Origin of the sequence: Kitasatospora sp. NPDC101235 (assembly GCF_044767505.1) — a bacterium.
Classification (GTDB): Bacteria; Actinomycetota; Actinomycetes; order Streptomycetales; family Streptomycetaceae; genus Kitasatospora.
Genome location: NZ_JBIWNZ010000049.1, coordinates 16,262 through 33,378 on the forward strand (window position 1 = coordinate 16,262; position 17,117 = coordinate 33,378).

Here is a 17,117-nt window from a genome sequence, read left to right on the forward strand (position 1 = left end):
TTCCGCACCGCAGCAACATGGACTGGATCCTCAACGACCTCGCGCACAGCGTCCCGTGCGTGCGCCACGTCATCGTGCTGTCCGCCGACGGCCTGCGGATCGCCCAGTACGGCACCGACCCGGACACCGCCGACCGCCTCGCCGCCGCCTGCGCCGGGCTGCAGAGCCTGGCCGGCGCGATCGGCCACGAGTTCCCGCACGGCGACGGCTCGATGCGGCTGGTGGTGATCGAGGTGGACGGCGGCTACTTCTACCTGATGGCGGCCGGCGACCGCGCCTACCTGGCGGTGCTCGCCGACGAGGGCGTGGACGCCGGGCTGGTGAGCCACCAGATGCGCGACCTGGTCGCCCGGATCGGCGAGCACCTGTCCACGCCGCCGCGCAACCCCGAGGTGGTCGCGTGAACCGGCACCCGGCCCGGCCTGCCGCAACGAGCTCCGACGGCGGGACGGGCACGTGAACGAGCACAGTGAGGCGGCGGCATGACGGCCGAGCAGGGCGGCTGGGACGGCCCCGAGCCCGACCGGCTGTACGTCATCACCCGGGGCCGCAGCGGCCCCTCCGGGCCGGGGGTCTTCGACCTGGTCACCCTGATCGTCTCCCGCGCGGAGCCGACCCCCGCCCACCAGCCGGAGCACGCCGCCATCCTGCGGCTGTGCCGTTCCCCGCTCTCGGTCGCGGAGGTCTCCGCCTACCTGGAGCTACCCGTCAGCGTGGTCACCGTCCTGCTGGCGGACCTGCTCGACGACGGGCTGATCGAGGCCCGCACCTCCGCCGTGCCCGCGGCGGAACTCCCCGACCGTGCCCTGTTGGAGGCGGTGATCCATGGACTTCAACGGCTCTGACACGGTGGCCGGGCCGGCCGGTGCGGACCTGCTGCCGGACACCGTCACCGCGGCGGTCAAGGTGGTGATCGTCGGCGGCTTCGGCGTCGGCAAGACGACACTGGTCGGCGCGGTCAGCGAGATCCGTCCGCTGACCACCGAGGAGACCATGACCCAGGCCGGGGTCGGGGTGGACGACCCGACCGGGGTCGAGCAGAAGACCTCCACCACCGTGGCCATGGACTTCGGCCGGATCAGCATCAGCGACCGGCTCGTGCTGTACGTCTTCGGCACCCCTGGCCAGGAGCGGTTCTGGTTCCTCTGGAACGGCCTGTTCGAGGGCGCCCTGGGCGCGGTGGTGCTGGTGGACACCCGCCGGCTGGAGGTCAGCTTCGAGGTGATCGGGCGGCTGGAGGAGCGCGGCGTGCCCTTCGTGGTGGCCGTCAACGGCTTCCCGGGGGCGCCGTCCGTCCCGCTCGACGAGCTGCGCGGCGCGCTGGACCTGCCGCCCGAGGTGCCGATCGTCGCCTGCGACGCGCGCAGCAGGGAGTCCGGCCGGGACACCCTGATGGCCCTGATGCACCACCTGTACGAACTGGCCGCCCCGGCCACCACCGGCTGACCCGACGTGCCCGTCGACCCGGCGGCCCGCCGGCCCGATGCCCGTCACCGACCCCCCGCGACCGGAGACCCCGTGACCACCCCGATCCCCGAACCCGCCGCCCCCGTCGGCGGCCCCTCCCCCGCGCCGGCCATCGTCCCGCCGCCCCGCTGCCCGGCCCACGCGGTCGGCGGCATCGCCCCGACCGGCCCCGGCGGCCTGCGCCGCCTGTACGGTCCCGAGGCCGAGACCGACCCGGCGGGCCTGTACGAGAAGCTGCGCGCCGAGCACGGGGAGGTGGCCCCGGTGCTGTTGCACGGCGACCACCGGGCGTGGCTGGTGCTCGGCCACGGCGCCAACATCACCGTGATGCGCACCCCCTCGCTGTTCTCCCGGGACTCGCGCCTGTGGAACGCCTTCCGCAACAACGAGGTCCCGGCCGACTCCCCGCTGCTGCCGGTGGTCGCCTGGCAGCCGATCTGCGTGTTCGCGGACGGCGACGAACACCGCCGGCTGCGCGGCGCGCTGCTGGACGGCCTGAACGGCTTCGACCGGCGCGGCATCCGCCGCCATGTCCGGCGCTTCACCACCGACCTGGTCCAGGTGGTCGGGCCGACCGGCCGGGCCGAGCTGGTCTCCCAGTTCGCCGAGCACCTGCCGATGCTGGTGATGACCAAGCTGCTCGGCATGCCGGACGAGTACGGGCCCCAGCTGGTGACCGCCGCCCGGGACCTGATGAAGGGCACCGAGACGGCGATCGCCAGCAACGAGTACGTGGTCGCCGGCCTGCGCCGGACCATCGCCATCAGGCGCGACAACCCCGGCGACGACCTGACCAGCCGCCTGCTGGCACACCCGGCCGGGCTGACCGAGGACGAGGTGATGGAGCACCTGCGGGTGGTGCTGCTGACCGCGAACGAGACCACCGTCAACCTGATCGCCGACTCGCTGAAGATGGTGCTCACCGACCCGCGCTTCCGCGCCCACCTCTCCGGCGGCCAGATGACCCTGGGCGAGGCGCTGGACCAGGTGCTCTGGGACTCCCCGCCGATGTCCCTGGTGGCCGGCCGCTGGGCGACCGCCGACACCGAGCTGGGCGGTCAGCAGGTCCGGGCCGGGGACCTGCTGCTGCTCGGGCTGGCGGCGGGCAACGTCGACCCGGTGGTCCGGCCGGACCCGGCGGCCCCGCTGTACGGCAATCGCTCCCACCTGTCCTTCGGCGCCGGGCCGCACGAGTGCCCCGGCCAGGACATCGGGCGGCACGTCGCCGAGGCCGGGATCGACATCCTGCTCACCCTGCTGCCGGACGTCCGGCTCGCGGTGCCCGAGGAGGAGCTGGCCTGGAGCTCGGCCTGGATCTCCCGGCACCTGACGGCGCTGCCGGTGGAGTTCACCGCCCGTGACATCGAGCCGGACCCGCTCTCGGTGGCCGAGGCCGAGCAGGCGGAGGCGAGGGCGGAGGCCGAACGGACGGACGCGGAGCAGGCGAACGCGGCTCCGGAGCAGGCCGTCCCGGCGTCCCGGGGCGCCGGATCGCCGGATCGCCGGATCCGGCGATCCCGGCGCAGCGGCGCAGCTGGTGGGACGTGCTGACCGGCATGTTCCGGCGCTGAGCCGCCCGGCGGTCAGCCGTCGCGCCCGTCGGTCCGGCGCCGGTACAGGGTGAAGGTGTCCACCGGGGTGAGGTCCCCGTGCGGTCCGTCGAAGGTGTAGTAGGTGACCTTCATGGTGGTGGTGCCGCCGCGCTGGTCCCCCGGGTCGACCTCGAAGGCCGCGAACCCGTGGGTGTGGGTGCGGTCCTGGACGGCGGCCCAGGGCGCGTCCTCGGTGAGCCAGATCGACTCCCGGTAGGGCATCCCGGGCTGCTGGTCCTCCAGCCCGATGACCACCCGGCCCTTGGGCTGCTCGAAGAGGTCGTCCTGGGTGGTGGCGGTGCTGCCGCCGGCCCCGATGATCATGTGGACGGTGCCCCGCCCGGTGTCGATCAGGTCGGTGCGGGTCTCGCTCGGCACCGGGGTGCGGGTGTCGTTGGGCAGGGTGCCGCGGACGGGGTGGGAGCGCTCGTAGTAGTGCTCGTGGCCGCAGACCACCAGGTCGACCCCGTAGGCGTCGAACAGCGGGCCCCAGGCCTCCCGGAGGCCGAGGTCGCTGCCGGCGCCGTTCATCGAGCTGGAGATCATCGGGTGGTGCATGCAGACCACGATCCAGTCGATCGCCCGGTTTCCCCGAGCCGACCGCAACTCCCGCTCCAGCCAGCGCCGTTGGGCGCCGCCTGAGTAGCCGCGCAAGTAGATGTCGCCGGAGTTCTGGATGGCCTCGTCGTCGTTCGCGAGGCTGATGAAGCGCACCGAGCCGACGGTGAAGGCGTACCACATGCCGCGGGTCTCCTCGTCGGAGGAGGCCGAGGAGTCGGGCAGGGAGAAGTAGGCCTGGTAGCCGAGCGCGCCGATCGGGCCGTTGCCGCCCTCACCCTCGTGGTTGCCGGCGCAGGGCATCCAGGGCCGCAGCCGGGTGGAACGGCTGTTGCTGATGAACCAGTCGGCCCAGGTCGCGGTGCGGCTCATGCCGTGGCGGCCGGAGTAGGAGGCGTAGCAGAGGTCGCCGTTGATGAGGTTGAACAGCGGCCCGACACGCTCGACGGCGGCGACGATGTCGGCGGAGGCCGAGGCGCCGATCTGGGTGCTCGTGTACACCGGGAACCTGCCGAGCGGCGACGGCATGCCGTCGGGGAACGTGAGCTTGCGGCGGAGGTTGGGCGCGCCCTGGTCACCGAAGCTGGTGAAGGTGAAGGGGGCGCGGCCGCGCGGGGCGGTGGTGAAGGTGCCGGTCTCGGGGGTGGCGCCGTCGTGGCCGGCGCTGTAGAGGTAGGTGGTGCCCGGGCGCAGGCCGGTGAGCCGCGCGTGGTGGACGTACACCTCGACCTTGTCGATCGAGTCCCGGTAGGTGCGGGTCTCCGCCTGGACGACCCGGCCGAGGCCGCCGTCCGGTGAGCCGTACCGCACCTGCGGGCGGCGGACGGACTGCGGGGTGAGCCAGGAGACGGTCATCTCCGTGCCGGCGTCGGTGCCGAACTGGAGGTGCAGACCGCTCACTCCGGCCGTTCCGGCGCGGTGCGGGGTGGTCTGCAACAGCGGGCTGGTGGGCGCGTCATCGGCCGGTTGGGCGGCCGCGGGTTGCGCGGCCGCCGTCGAACCTGCTGCCACCAGGGCGGCTCCGGCCGCCGATGTGCCCTTGAGGATGGACCTGCGTGCAATGGTCATGAAAACTCCGCCTGCCGAGTGGGGGGTTCGACGGGCAGTCACTTTAATGTCATGCGCACGCAAAGACGATCGTTTTCACAGGCTTTGATTCGACGGCCGTCGAATCGACGGGATACCGGCGGCGGCGACTCGCACGGCGCCGGCTGCCCCAGGCACCGACCACGGCCGGCTACGCCTTGCGGCCGACTCCTCCGTACACCGAGACCTTGCCCCCGCCCGGCGCCGGGGCCCCGGCGGGTTCCGGGTGCCAGTCGCCGATCAGGACCACGCCCGGATCGTCCATCTCCAGCCCGGTGAAGAAGCGTTCGACGCGCTCGCGCGAGCGGAAGTGGAGCGTGATCCCGGCCTCCGCGTAGCGACGGGAGACGGTCGCGGTGCGCTCCGGAGCGGCGTCGGCGGTCCCGGCGGAGAGGGCGAGGAAACTGCCGGCGGGCAGAGCGTCCAGGAGTTTGCGGACGGGCGGGTGCGCGTCCTCGTCGGAGAGGAAGTGGACGATGTTGACGAGCGTCAGGGCGACCGGCCGGCCGAGGTCCAGGGTGGCGGCCACACCCGGGTCCCTGAGGAACTGCTCCGGCTCGCGCAGGTCGCCCTGGACGTAGGCGGTGCGGCCCTCCGGTGTGCTGGTGAGCAGGGCCCGCGAGTGGGCGAGCACGATCGGGTCGTTGTCGACGTAGACCACGCGGCAGGCCGGGTCGACGGCCTGCACTATCTCGTGCAGGTTGGGCGCGGTGGGGATTCCGGTGCCGACGTCCAGGAACTGGCGGACTCCGTGCACCTCGGCGAGCCGACGGACCATCCGGTGCATCACGGCGCGGGCGGCGGTGGCGTCCTCGCGCACGCCGGGCAGGTCCGCGATGACGCGGTCGCCCACCTCCCGGTCGGCCGGGAAGTTGGTCTTGCCGCCGAGCAGGTAGTCATAGACCCGGGCGGAGTGCGCCCGGTCCGTGCGCAGGTCCACCGGCGGCGCTTCCTCGAACCCGGGCTCGGTCAGCCAGCTCTCCGACACGCCCGCCCCCAGCGCGCGATCGTCCGCCGTGTCGTCGTCCAGCCTGTTGGTGCCCGGCGTGTCGGTGTCCACGCTCACCCTCCCCGTCCAGCGATGGTCCGGACCACCCAACCACAGCGGATGACTGTCCGTCAGGCGGTTTCCGGTGTCCGCTGAACCGGACCTTCCGCCTCCCGGACGGCCGCAGCGAAGGACGGCACCTTCATCGCCGTCAGGAGCGCGAGGGCCGGGCCGGCCGCGCAGACGGTGACGTATCCGGGGATGACGCCCAGCCAGTGCCGGCCGCCCAGCCACTCGGCGAGCAGCGGGAACGTGCCGCCGAACGCGGCGATGGTGGCCGCGTTGACCACGCCGAGGCCGACCGCGCGCACCTCGGTCGGGAACAGCAGTCCGGTGAAGACGTTGAGCGTGCCGAGCACCGTGGCCACCAGCATCCCCAGCAGCACGGCGACGACCTGGAAGGGCAGCCAGCCCTGGCGCAACCCGGCGAGCAGCACCCCGACCAGCGGGATCGGCAGGCCGAAGCCGATCCGGGCGACCGGCAGCAGACCGAAGCGGTCGGCGGCGGCGCCGCTGAGCAGCATGGTGACCAGCACCACGCCGAGCACCACGGTCATGAAGGAGGCCGCCTCCTCCTTGCCGATCACGTGATAGGCGGCGGCGTACTGCGGCAGGTACACCAGCGCGAAGTAGTAACCGACCGTCCCGCCCAGGGTGTTGAGGAAGACGGTGAGAACCGCCCAGCGGTGCTCCCGCAGGGTCCGCAGGAACGGCGGGCGGGCGGTGCGGCCCGAGCGCCTCCTGGCGTGGTGGAACTCCGCGCTCTCCGGCGCCCACCGCCGCACCCAGACGGCGGCCAGCCCGAGCAGCGCGGCGACCACGAAGCCCCAGCGCCAGCCGCCGTTCTCCAGGCCGGACTTGCCGAGGGTGTGGATCAGCAGGGTGAGCACCCCGAAGGAGAGCAGCGAGCCGAGGATGATCCCGCCGTAGGAGACCGAGCTGAACGCGAAGCGGTGGCGCGGCGGGGCGGTCTCGGTCACGTACGCGGCCACGCTCGGGGCCTCCCCGCCGAAGGCGAGGCCCTGCACCACCCGTGCGAGCACGGCCAGCACCGCCGCCCAGACCCCGATGCTGCGCTGCCCCGGAACGGCGGCGAGGCCCAGGGAGGCGACGGCGATCACGGCCATGCCGAGGCTCAGCGCGAAGCGCCGTCCCCGGGTGTCACTGAGCCGCCCGATCAGGTACGAGCCGACCGGCCGGGCGACGAAGCCCACCGCGAAGGTGACGTACGCGCCGAGCACGCCGCTGACGCCGTGACTGCCGTGACCGAAGAGGTCCGCCGCGAAGTAGGGTGCGAGGACGGCATAGATGTTCCAGTCGAAGGACTCGACCACCGACCCGACCGTCGCCGCGGCCAACTCCCGCCTCCGCCCGCCGACTTGCGCCGTGTCACGGTACGGGTCCGCCTCACCGCTCTCTGTCATGGCCTCAGCATGGCACCGTTCGGACCGCCGCGGAATCACACCCGGCATCCGGTGGACGGCGCCGTCCGGCCCCTCGTGCAGAGAGCTCCGAGAATCCCATGTGACCGATGTGACAGGCAGGTGATATTTCTGTGCCGTGCATTCCATGATCGCCCGAAGCCCGCGGCGCGCCCTGCCCGCCGCCGTCGCAGCCGTCGCCACCGCCGCCCTGCTGGCCGGCTGCACCAGCGGGAGCGGCACCACGGCCGCGCCCGCGCCCACCACGGCCGCCGCCGACTCGACGCCGAGCGCCACCCCGACGCCCACGGTCAAGCCCACCGGCGCCAACGACCCGGCGCTCAAGGCCTTCTACGGCCAGCAGCTCGCCTGGGGCCCCTGCCAGAAGGACGCGCAGAACGAGGAGGACACCTCGGCGCTCCAGTGCGCCGCCCTCAAGGTCCCGCTCGACTACACCGCCCCGGCCACCGGCACCCTGGACGTCGCCGTGGTCCGCAACCCGGCCACCAGGCCCGACCAGAAGATCGGCTCGCTGCTGCTCAACCCCGGCGGCCCGGGCGGCTCCGGCGTCCGGATGGTCACCGTCGACCCCAAGCGCTTCGACGGCCCGCTGCACGACCGCTACGACATCGTCGGCTTCGACCCGCGCGGCACCGCCGGCACCAGCCCGCTGAACTGCCTGGACGACCGGACCCGGGACGGCTGGCTGAACACCGACCAGGCCGGCGACGACCACGGCAAGCAGCTGGCCGACGCCTGCCAGGCCAAGTACGCACAGGTCCTGCCGTTCGTCGGCACCCGCAACACCGCCCGGGACATGGACGTGCTGCGCGCCGCCCTCGGCGACCAGAAGCTCAGCTACCTCGGCATGTCCTACGGCACCTACCTCGGCTCGCTCTACGCCGAGGAGTTCCCGGACCGCGTCGGCCGGCTCGTCCTGGACGGCGCCACCTCGGCCTCCACCTCGCTGGTCCAGCACAACATCGAGCAGCAGGCCGGCTTCGAGCGGGCCCTGAAGGCCTTCGCCGCCGACTGCGTCACCAAGGACCCGTGCCCGCTCGGCAAGGACGCCGACCAGGCGACGCAGAAGCTCGCCGCGTTCCTCGACGGACTCAAGGACAAGCCGCTCAGGACGGAGAAGGGCCGCACCCTGACCTCCAGCGCGGCCTGGACCGGCGTGCTCAGCCGGCTCTACGGCGGCGAGAAAGCCTGGACCGGCCTGCGCAACTCCATCGGCTGGGCGATGATGCGCGGCAAGGGCGACTACCTGCTCGACCTCGCCGACGGCTACAACGGCCGCGACAAGGACGGCCGTTACAGCCCCTCGGCGGACGCCTACACCGCCATCCACTGCGCCGACGGCGCCACCGACGCCCCGGCCGGCGAACAGCTGCAGGCCGCACTGACCGACCTCGCCGCCAAGGCCCCGCTGGTCAGCACGCACGACCCGATGGCCGCGCTGTTCGACCCGGACTGCCGGATCTGGCCGTTCCGCGCCACCGAGAAGCCGCACCTGATCAAGTCCGCCGCCGCCACCCCGATCGTGGTCGTCGGCACCACCGGCGACCCGGCCACCCCGTACGCCTGGGCCGAGAAGCTCACCGCCGAGCTCGGCAACGCCGTCCTGCTCAGCCGTGACGGCGAGGGCCACACCGGGTACGGCGCGAGCAAGTGCATCCGCGCCTCGGTGGACGCCTTCCTGCTGGACGGCACCGTCCCGGCGGCGGGCATCCACTGCCCGACCGACTGACCCGGACCACACCGGTGACGGCGCCGGGCCTGCGGGCCTGGCGCCGTCACCGCGTTCCGGGGGCCCCGGTCAGTGGCCGGGGTGGTGGACGAACCGGTAGGTGTCCCGGTCGAGTTCGGTGACCTGGACGCCGATGACGGCGGGCCGCTCGATCCGGGCGCGCAGGGCGGCGAGCACCCGGGCGGTCAGTTCGGCGCGCTGCTCGGCGCTGCGGCCGGCCAGGATCTTCACCTCGACCAGCACCACCGCCTCGCCGCTCGTCCCGTCGCCGACGTGGTGCTCGCCGGCGGGGCGGAAGAGGGTCTTGCAGTCGGCCACCGTGGTGTCGATCACCTCGGTGATCGACTGGTGGACCTCGGCGGCCAGACCCGCCCGGTCGAAGACGAGTTCGGCCGAGTGGTCGACCAGGATCTGCGGCACGGGAACCCCCCGGAGTCGGTGACGGACGCTGCCGACGCTATCGGACGCACCCCGGAGCCCCGGCGCGGGGTACGACGCCGGGGCCCGGGGTGTGTCCGGTGGAGCGGTGGTCGGGTCAGCAGCCGAAGTTGATCTTGCGGAAGGTCACGTAGTGGTCGGCGGTGTAGTAGTCCTCGTGGTACTGCTTGCCGGTGACGATGCGACGGGCGCCGCGGGTCGGCGAGCCCGGGGTGACCACGGTGTACTCGTGGTAGTAGCCGGACGACTGCGCGGGCAGCACGCGCTCCCGGTTCTGGAAGACGACGCCGTCCTGGCTGTACGGGAAGGGACCACCGGAGGCGATCAGGTCGAGGGTGGTGTGGGCCTGGGAGGGCAGGGCGGACAGGCACACCGAGCCGCTCACGGCGGCGTGCGCCTCGGTGGCGACGGCGATCGGCGCGAGGGTGACCAGGGCGACGGTGGTGGTGGCGGCGACGCGGGTCTTCCACGCGCGTAGAGTTCGGGTCATGACAAACAGGATGGCGACCGCCCGGAGCCATCGGAAGCCCCGTTCCAACTCTTCATCTCCGGTCAACTCGCCGTACCGTCGGCCGACTCGGCCCGGTCAGCCGCCGAACCGGCCTCAGCCGCGCGACAGCACCAGCGACTGCGCCGACGGGAGCCTGCGCCAGTCGCTGGAGACGATGCTCGCGTGCGCCTTCGCCAACTGCTCGGTGCGGGCCCGCGCCTGGTCGGCGGTCGGGTCGGTGCCGCTGATCTCCGGGGCGACCAGGTGGGAGTCCGTCATCACCAGCAGGTAGTGGGCGTTGTCGTACCAGGCGGTGTCGATGGTCTTGACGTAGGTGGAGGCGTCGCCGTCGAAGACCACGAACCAGGGCCGGATCGAGGCGTCCCCGCCGGTGTACTGGCTGCGCGGGTCGCCGGTGGCGGCGCCGAGCACGGACGGGAACACCTGGGCCTGACCGATCCGCCCGGCCGCCGCCAGGTCGCGCAGGTGCCGGCCCTGCTCGACATCGGTGTGCAGGGTGTCGAAGGGGTTGCCCAGCTCGACCGTGCCCGGGATCGCGTACAGCAGCACCTTCCCGGCCAGCGCCGAGCGGCTCGGCCAGTTGCCCGCCCGCACCGCCTCGTCGACGCTCGCGTACGAGCCGCCGCCGGGCCTGGTCAGCAGGTCGGCCGGGCGCAGCACGGCGGAGCCGAGGTGCTGGGCGATCAGCGTGTCCAACTGGTCCGGGCCCATCCCGAGGTTGGCCGAGTAGCCCGGCTTGAGCTCCAGCTTGATGACCAGCGGCCCGGCGCCCGGGTGCGCGGCGAGCCAGACCCGGACGTCGTCCAGGCAGCTCTCCAGGTTCTGGTCGGTGCTGCCGCTGTAGAGCTGCGCGGGGGTGCTGGCGGCGGTGCAGTTGTTGGAGTTCCCGAGCGGGTTGGAGTGGCTGACCTGCCACTTCTTGGTCACGATGTTCGGCCAGAGGTCCAGCTCGATCATCCCGGTGCCGGTGTCCAGGCCCTGGGCGAGGTGCGGGAAGGCGGCCGGGTCGTAGGTGTTGTGCAGGCCGACGGTGGTCGCGGAGCCGAACGGCAGGTCGCCCGGCCCGCTCGTGGTGGCGTCCGCCGGGATGGTCGGGATCAGCGCCGCCGCGGCGGCGATCAGGCCCGCGGCCAGGAATCCGGTCAGGGCGCGGCGTACGGTCATCGGAACGGTCCCCCCAAGTCGTGGGATGCCGGCCGCCCGGCTCCCGGGCAGCCTGACGAAGCATCGCCCGCCCGGGCGTGCTCAGGATGAAGAAGGCACGACAATAGCGTGACGACTGCACCGCTCCTCCCCGACTCCCCTCCCCTTCCTCCACCCGATCCCCGCCCGTCGCACCCGCCACGCCCGGCGTCGTGACGGAACGTCATGGCGCGGGAGCCCCGGGTCGGCGTGGCCCGCGTGCGAGGTGCGGGCGGGGTGCAGGAGGTCCGCACCCGAGACACCCGCGAGGCGCCGAGCGGCGGAGGAAGCAATGTCCCTGGTCCGGGTCCACGACTTCTCGTAGCCGGACCCGGAACGGACGACGGCGGCCTCCCCGCGGGTGCGGGGAGGCCGCCGTCCTTGTCGCGCCACCGGATCGGCGCTACCCGGTCGGAGCCGTCGGATCAGACCCGGTCGGCCGCGATCAGCACGTACTGGAAGGAGCCGTCCTTGTAGGACTCGATGAACGCCTCCTCGATGCCGGTCACCAGCGAGGTGGTGTTCCGCAGCTCCCAGTAGGGCAGGGTGTCCGGGGTCAGGTCGATGACGGCCTGCGGCACCAGGCGGTTGTCGGCCATCGCCCGCAGGTACTCGCGGCGCGAGTGGATGTTGCACTCGAAGTGGGCGTTGATCTGCGAGACCCACTTCGACGGCTGGCCGTAGCGCGGGTTCCAGCAGCCGGTGATGGTCACGTACCGGCCGCCGACGCTCAGCACCCGGGAGTGCTCGGCGAACAGGTCGTGCAGGTCGACGTACATGCTGGACTCGTTGTTCCAGGAGCCCGCGACCGAGCCGGTCTCGACGGGCATGTCCAGCATGTTGGCGACCCGGGAGCGGACGAACCCGCCGATGCCCAGCTCGGCGGCGCGCTTGTTGCCGAACTCGGCCTGCTGGGTGGAGAGGGTCAGGCCCTCGACCCGGCAGCCGAAGCGCTGGTGCGCCATCACCATCGAGCCGCCGCGGCCGCAGCCGGCGTCGACCAGGGTGTGGTCGGCGCGGATGTCGCCGAGGTGGTCGAGCAGCACGTCGGCCTGGGCGGACTCCAGGCGGTGCAGCTCGGCGATCACCTTCTTCTCTCGCTCGCTGTCGGCCGGGTCGCCGATCGCGGCCTGGTCGATCGCACCGATGCCGTAGTGGTGGTGGTAGAGGCCGTCGACGTCACCCAGGCGGAGGTTGACCGGACGGGCCTCGTGGTCCCAGTAACGTGCGATGTCGTCCTGGTACGGCGTCGCCGGGCCGGGGATGGCGCTGCCGGGGGTGGTGATGTCGTCGGTCACGGACATGGATCAGCTCCTAGCGGATGGTTAACGGAAAGCTCGCCGGCAGTCGTTCACCGGGGAGTGGTCATCGGAACGTGGTCACCGAAGGTCGGTCACCGGAAGGGGGATCGGTCGCCGGAAGTCGGTCCCGTCACCAGAAGTCGGGCAGCGTGTAGCGGTAGGTGTTGGTCTGGTGCCAGTAGTGGTTGCCGTCGACCCACGCGGCCACACCGCGCAGGAACCGTACGAGCGCCGGCACGGGGCAGGACACGGCCAGGGCCGCCGCCTCGGCCTCGAAGGCGCGTTGCAGGTCGTTGTGGACCTCGACCGCCTTCAGGTAGCCCTCCTTGCGGGAGACGCCCTCGCGCTCGGAGATCACCACCGGCAGGTTCAGGTGCAGTCCAGGGCTCGACAGTTCCTTGGTGTACGAGTACAGGTCGTTGACGATGGTGGTCGCGTTGCCGGCCAGGGCGATCACCCGCTGCATGGCGGGCAGTGCGTGCAGCTCGGCGGGCAGCTCGTAGCCGCCGACGGTGTCCGTGATCGTCGGGCAGGGGCGGAAGTTGTTGAACTGGCGCATGGCCAGGTACTCCCACACCTCCGGGACGTGGTCCGCCTGGTCCCAGGCGGCCTCGGCCAGGTACCCGAGGTGCAGCCGCGCCATGTCGTGCCGGAACCGGTCCGACTGGGAGGGTGTGGCGGCCCGGGTGAAGTACTCCATCGCCGAGTGGTAGGCGCGCCGGGGCGCGTCCGACGACAGCGAAGCCTCCCAGCCCGGGTGGTACTCCGGCGTGGTGTGCAGCGGGTCGAGCGCGGTGTGCGCGAGCAGCAGGCGGCTGCCCAGGCCGATCGGCGAACCACCGAGGTCCTCGCAGTAGCAGTCGTCCACCGCGTTCTCGGCCACCATCAGGCGGGCCGCGAGCATCAGGTGGTCGACGCTCGGCGCATCGGGGTGGCAGGCCACCATGTAGCGCCCGGTGGAGAACCCGTCGAAGTCCTTCTCCCACTCCGGTGGGTAGAGCTCGATCTCCTCCATCGCCCAGACCTTGAGCTTCGCGCTGAGTGCCTCCACCCGCACCGGGTCGGGCTCGGCGATCGGGTGGTGGTACAGGCCGGGGATCGGGTCGCCGCTCCTGGGCTTGCCGCCGGTCGGCGCCTCGGCGACCGAGCCCTCGGCCGTCGGGGTCACGCCGACGGGGACGGACGACGTCACGCTGGGCGGGACCAGGAAGGCTGACAGCGGGAGCTCGGGGGCCGGGGTCGCGGGCACCGAAACCTCGGGCACCGCGGCCTCGGGCACGGAAGTCCCGGGCGCCGAGGTCTCCGCAGCCGAGACCTCGGGCGCCGGAAGCACGGGGGCCGGTACCTCGGGCGCCGGAACCTCGTCGGCCGGGGCCTGAGGCCGGGGCTTCAGCCCGGAGGTGCCCAATCCGCTGGGCCCGCGCAGGACCCGTTCGATCGCCGGGGAGCTCATGGGCCCACCGCCGGGGCGGTGACGGGCCCGGATGGTGTGTCCGTTCTGGCACGCAGGGGCATGGAGCCTCCTCTGAGAAGGATCGCACGATATGACGGACCGTCATCTGGTCGGCCGCGAACGGGAACTCCGGCCGCGCGGCCCCGTCTCGCTCGGTTCCCCACCGTATGCGCGAAGGCCCGTTCCGCATCGCAACGGACGATCTTCCTCACCCGATAGGGTGAACGTTCACGCTCATGACGTTTGGGGCCGCCAAAGTCGTGCATCGCCCCGCGCCGCGCCGTGGCGCTCCAGCCTCGAACCGGTCGCCCGGTCCGGCCGCCGCGGGCGTCAACCCGGTGAAGCCGGTCGTGTCCCACTCCGGGTGGCCCTGACATGCTTGAGGGCCTTCCGGCTCGGTGCGGATCGCGACATCCGCACCGGCTTCCGGAAGGCCCTCATGCCGCACCGTGACGCACCGCCGACCGGGACCGGACGCCTGCGCCCGGCGCGCCCGGTGCGGTCGAGCCGCCGGCGGTGCCGGCCTCCGCTCGGAGGCCGGCACCCGGGTCGCACAGGTTCCCGTCACAGATCCCGGCCGGACGGGGATCGGTGGGAGTTCGCGCCGTCAGGCGACGGACGGGGGGAGTTGGCCGGGGAGGAGTCGGGTGAGCATCTCCCGCAGCCGCACCGCCTCGTTCGGGGGCAGGGGCAGCAGCGGCGGCCGCGGCGGCCCGGCCGGACGGTTCCGGATCTCCAGGCCCGCCTTGACGGCCCGGGGAAGGCCGTGGTGGACGATGAACCGCAGGAAGGGCAGCAGCTCCCGCAACAGCGCGTCCGCGCGGTCGTCGTGTCCGCCGATGACCGCGGCGTGGAGCTCCAGCACCCGCTGCGGTACGAGGCAGGGGGCGGCTGTGCACCAGCCGGCGGCTCCGGCGCGGAAGGCGTCCAGGGCGACCGGGTTGCTGCCGTTGTAGACGGACAGCTCCCCGTCGGACAGCTCACGGATGGCGCGGAAGCGGGACACCTCGCCGGAGCTCTCCTTGACCATGGTGAGGTTGGGGATCTTCCGGGCGAGCGCGACCACCGTCTCCGGCCGCAGGTCCACGCCGCTGGTGCCGGGGTTGTTGTAGAGCATCATCGGCAGGTCGGTGGCACGGGCCACCTCGCTGTAGTGCCGGACGAGTTCGTCCTCGGTCAGCTTCCAGTACACCTGGGGCAGCACCATGATCGCGGTGGCGCCGTGGCGGGCGGCCACGCGGGCGCGGCGGACCGTGCCCTCGGTGCTCCAGTGGGAGACGCCGACGAGGGTCGGCACCTGCCCGGCCACCGTGTCCAGGGTGGTCTCGCAGACCGCGTCCCACTCCTTCTCGGTCAGGTAGGCGCTCTCGCCGGTGCTGCCCAGCGGGGCGACGGCGTGGCTGCCGGCGGCGACGAGGTCGCTGGTGAGGTTCCGCAGCGCGGACAGGTCGACCTCGCCGGTGACGGCGTCGAAGGGGGTGACCGGGTAGGAGATGATGCCCTTCAGGGGAGGGTTGGCCATCAGAGGTCCACCTGTCCGGTCACGCAGTCGGGGTGGTTGCGCAGCGCCTTGCGCGCGTAGTACGCGAAGTTCGCCTTGCTGCGCCGGTCGGTGGAGGTCCAGTCGTGGGCCTCACGGGCCAGAGCCGAGTCCAGCGGTTGGATGGTCCCCGCCGACATCGCCAGCAGCTGAAGGCGGGCGGCCCGCTCGATGAGCAGCGCCAGGGTGCAGGCCTCCTCGATCGTGGAGCCCGTCACCAGCTGGCCGTGGTGGGCCAGTAGGATGGCCCGCTTGTCGCCGAGGGCGGCGGAGATGATCTCGCCCTCCTCGTTGCCCACCGGCACGCCCGGCCAGTCCTTGAGGAAGGCGCAGTCGTCGTACAGCGGCGTCGTGTCCATCTGGGAGACCACCAGCGGCACTTCCAGCATGGCGAGCGCCGCCGTGTGCAGCGGGTGCGTGTGGATGATGCAGTTGACGTCCGCGCGCTCCCGGTAGATCCAGGTGTGGAAGCGGTTGGCGGGGTTGGGCATGCCCGTCCCCTCCAGGACCTCCAGGTCCTCGTTCACCAGCAGCAGGTTGTCCTCGGTGATCTCGTCGAAGCCCAGCCCCAGACGCTGGGTGTAGTAGGTGCCCGGCTCCCGCCCGCGGGAGCTGATCTGCCCGGCGAGCCCCGAGTCGTGGCCGCCGTCGTAAGCGATCCGGCAGGTGAGCGCCAGCTTCTGGCGCGTGGTCAGTTCCGAGTCCCCGAAGTGCCGGTCCATCTGCCGCTCGGCGCGGTCGACGAGGACGTCCTTCGAGTCCTGCAGTGTTTTCGCCATGTGTGTCTGCTCCCGTTTTCCCGGCCCCGCCCCGGTGGCGAGGCCTGTGTCCGGAGCCGCAGCCCCGGAGGAAACCTTGTTCACCATAGGACACAAGGTTTCCTGCGGCAAGAGCGCCCCCACCTCCCCGGGGCAGGCGCCCACAGCCCGGACGCACCAAGGACGGACGGTGGCGGACGGGGTCGGCTGGGGGCACCTCCCGGGCATGCCGGCAGCGTCGCGGCGTAGCATTGTTCGCTATAGGACACGAGGTGTCATCGGGGCGGGCGGCAAGTGCGGCCCCGTCGGCCGAGGGCACGGGAGAGGGAGACGCCAGTGATCAACCGGGTACGCCGGCTGCGCAAGGAACGGCTGATGACCCTGGAGGCGCTGGCCGAGCGGTCCGGCGTCACCAAGAGCTACCTGTCGAAGGTCGAACGCGGCCAGAGCGTTCCCTCGATCGCCGTGTGCGCCTCCCTTGCCAAGGCCCTCGAAGTCCCCCTGGACAGCCTCTTCGCCGAGGCCGAGGAACTGAACGAGGTCACCGTCACCCGGGCCGCGGAACGTCAGGCCCTGACCTCCCCGGACGAGCCCGGCACCCGCTACGAGGGCATGGCGCTCGACGCCGGCGCCAAGGGCATGACCCCGTTCATGCTCTACCCGCCGCTCGACGACGGCCCCGCCCCCTTCCGGGACCACCCCGGCGAGGAGTTCGTCTTCGTCCACGAGGGGCAGATCGAACTGGTCCTCCCGTCGCGCGCGATCCCGCTCGACACCGGCGACTGCGCCTACTTCAAGGCCACCACACCCCACCGGCTGCGCTCCCTGGGAACCAGGCGCGCCACGGTCCTCCTGCTGGTCTCCAGCGACTACGACGCTTCGCACGACGCCCGGCCCCCGTACTCCCGGCTGCCCTGAGCTTGATCTTTAAGGCTGGTGCTGTGCTGCGCCGCGCACGCGCGTGTCTGTTTTGTTGCGTTTCTTGCCAACTGGGTGGCGGGGTGCGGGGGTT

The 17,117-nt window shown here is 72.2% G+C and carries 16 protein-coding genes; 6 read left to right on the top strand and 10 right to left on the bottom strand.

Annotation, left to right across the window (positions count from 1 at the left end; translation table 11 throughout):
* Positions 1-17: 17 nt before the first annotated feature.
* The 4 genes from ACIRRH_RS41005 to ACIRRH_RS41020 all read left to right on the top strand — a co-directional run bounded on the left by ACIRRH_RS41005 (position 18) and on the right by ACIRRH_RS41020 (position 3,018).
* Entirely contained in the window at positions 18-404 is a 387-nt protein-coding gene (locus ACIRRH_RS41005; protein ID WP_363392345.1) for a roadblock/LC7 domain-containing protein, read from the top strand.
* 78 nt (positions 405-482) lie between these two features.
* Positions 483-845 carry a DUF742 domain-containing protein gene (locus tag ACIRRH_RS41010; protein WP_224281074.1) on the top strand — a complete coding sequence of 121 codons (363 nt, stop codon included), beginning with the start codon at positions 483-485 and terminating at the stop codon, positions 843-845.
* Positions 826-1,446 (top strand): GTP-binding protein, encoded by a 621-nt coding sequence (locus ACIRRH_RS41015; RefSeq protein ID WP_403078193.1) that lies wholly within the window; start codon positions 826-828, stop codon positions 1,444-1,446. The genes ACIRRH_RS41010 and ACIRRH_RS41015 overlap by 20 nt, the downstream gene beginning before the upstream one ends.
* 72 nt (positions 1,447-1,518) lie before the next feature.
* Positions 1,519-3,018 (top strand): cytochrome P450, encoded by a 1,500-nt coding sequence (locus ACIRRH_RS41020; RefSeq protein WP_403078195.1) that lies wholly within the window; start codon positions 1,519-1,521, stop codon positions 3,016-3,018.
* Positions 3,019-3,050: 32 nt separating this feature from the next.
* Here ACIRRH_RS41020 and ACIRRH_RS41025 read toward each other — a convergent pair whose 3' ends face one another.
* The 3 genes from ACIRRH_RS41025 to ACIRRH_RS41035 form a co-directional block, all read right to left on the bottom strand.
* On the bottom strand, positions 3,051-4,685 hold the full coding sequence (locus tag ACIRRH_RS41025; RefSeq protein WP_403078198.1) for a purple acid phosphatase family protein: 1,635 nt from the start codon (positions 4,683-4,685) through the stop codon (positions 3,051-3,053).
* Positions 4,686-4,854: 169 nt separating this feature from the next.
* Positions 4,855-5,676, bottom strand: coding sequence for an SAM-dependent methyltransferase (locus ACIRRH_RS41030; protein ID WP_403078226.1), 822 nt, complete (start codon positions 5,674-5,676; stop codon positions 4,855-4,857).
* Positions 5,677-5,822: 146 nt separating this feature from the next.
* Positions 5,823-7,175 carry an MFS transporter gene (locus ACIRRH_RS41035; RefSeq protein WP_403078200.1) on the bottom strand — a complete coding sequence of 451 codons (1,353 nt, stop codon included), beginning with the start codon at positions 7,173-7,175 and terminating at the stop codon, positions 5,823-5,825.
* 145 nt (positions 7,176-7,320) lie between these two features.
* On the opposite strand from ACIRRH_RS41035, the gene ACIRRH_RS41040 reads away from it, so the two are divergent.
* Complete coding sequence (locus ACIRRH_RS41040; RefSeq protein WP_403078203.1) at positions 7,321-8,922, top strand: alpha/beta hydrolase; 1,602 nt, start codon at positions 7,321-7,323, stop codon at positions 8,920-8,922.
* 69 nt (positions 8,923-8,991) lie between these two features.
* On the opposite strand, the gene ACIRRH_RS41045 is transcribed toward ACIRRH_RS41040, so the two are convergent.
* The 7 genes from ACIRRH_RS41045 to ACIRRH_RS41075 all read right to left on the bottom strand — a co-directional run bounded on the left by ACIRRH_RS41045 (position 8,992) and on the right by ACIRRH_RS41075 (position 16,126).
* Entirely contained in the window at positions 8,992-9,342 is a 351-nt protein-coding gene (locus tag ACIRRH_RS41045) for a 5-carboxymethyl-2-hydroxymuconate Delta-isomerase (RefSeq protein WP_403078206.1), read from the bottom strand.
* 115 nt (positions 9,343-9,457) lie between these two features.
* Complete coding sequence (locus ACIRRH_RS41050; RefSeq protein WP_403078209.1) at positions 9,458-9,850, bottom strand: ribonuclease domain-containing protein; 393 nt, start codon at positions 9,848-9,850, stop codon at positions 9,458-9,460.
* Positions 9,851-9,964: 114 nt separating this feature from the next.
* Positions 9,965-11,035 (bottom strand): phosphatidylinositol-specific phospholipase C domain-containing protein, encoded by a 1,071-nt coding sequence (locus ACIRRH_RS41055; RefSeq protein WP_403078212.1) that lies wholly within the window; start codon positions 11,033-11,035, stop codon positions 9,965-9,967.
* Between the two features lie 443 nt (positions 11,036-11,478).
* Positions 11,479-12,357 (bottom strand): geranyl diphosphate 2-C-methyltransferase, encoded by an 879-nt coding sequence (locus ACIRRH_RS41060; RefSeq protein ID WP_403078214.1) that lies wholly within the window; start codon positions 12,355-12,357, stop codon positions 11,479-11,481.
* Between the two features lie 127 nt (positions 12,358-12,484).
* Positions 12,485-13,807 carry a family 2 encapsulin nanocompartment cargo protein terpene cyclase gene (locus ACIRRH_RS41065; RefSeq protein ID WP_403078216.1) on the bottom strand — a complete coding sequence of 441 codons (1,323 nt, stop codon included), beginning with the start codon at positions 13,805-13,807 and terminating at the stop codon, positions 12,485-12,487.
* A 607-nt stretch (positions 13,808-14,414) separates the two neighbouring features.
* A complete protein-coding gene (locus ACIRRH_RS41070; protein ID WP_403078218.1) occupies positions 14,415-15,329 on the bottom strand; it encodes a dihydrodipicolinate synthase family protein in 915 nt (304 codons plus the stop codon).
* The gene (locus tag ACIRRH_RS41075; RefSeq protein WP_403078221.1) at positions 15,329-16,126 is read right to left on the bottom strand and encodes an aldolase; all 798 of its coding nucleotides are present in this window, start codon (positions 16,124-16,126) and stop codon (positions 15,329-15,331) included. Before ACIRRH_RS41075 ends, ACIRRH_RS41070 begins: the two co-directional genes overlap by 1 nt.
* Positions 16,127-16,441: 315 nt before the next feature.
* Here ACIRRH_RS41075 and ACIRRH_RS41080 point away from each other — a divergent pair, with 315 nt between their 5' ends.
* Positions 16,442-17,023, top strand: coding sequence for a helix-turn-helix domain-containing protein (locus ACIRRH_RS41080; protein ID WP_403078223.1), 582 nt, complete (start codon positions 16,442-16,444; stop codon positions 17,021-17,023).
* Positions 17,024-17,117 lie beyond the last annotated feature (94 nt).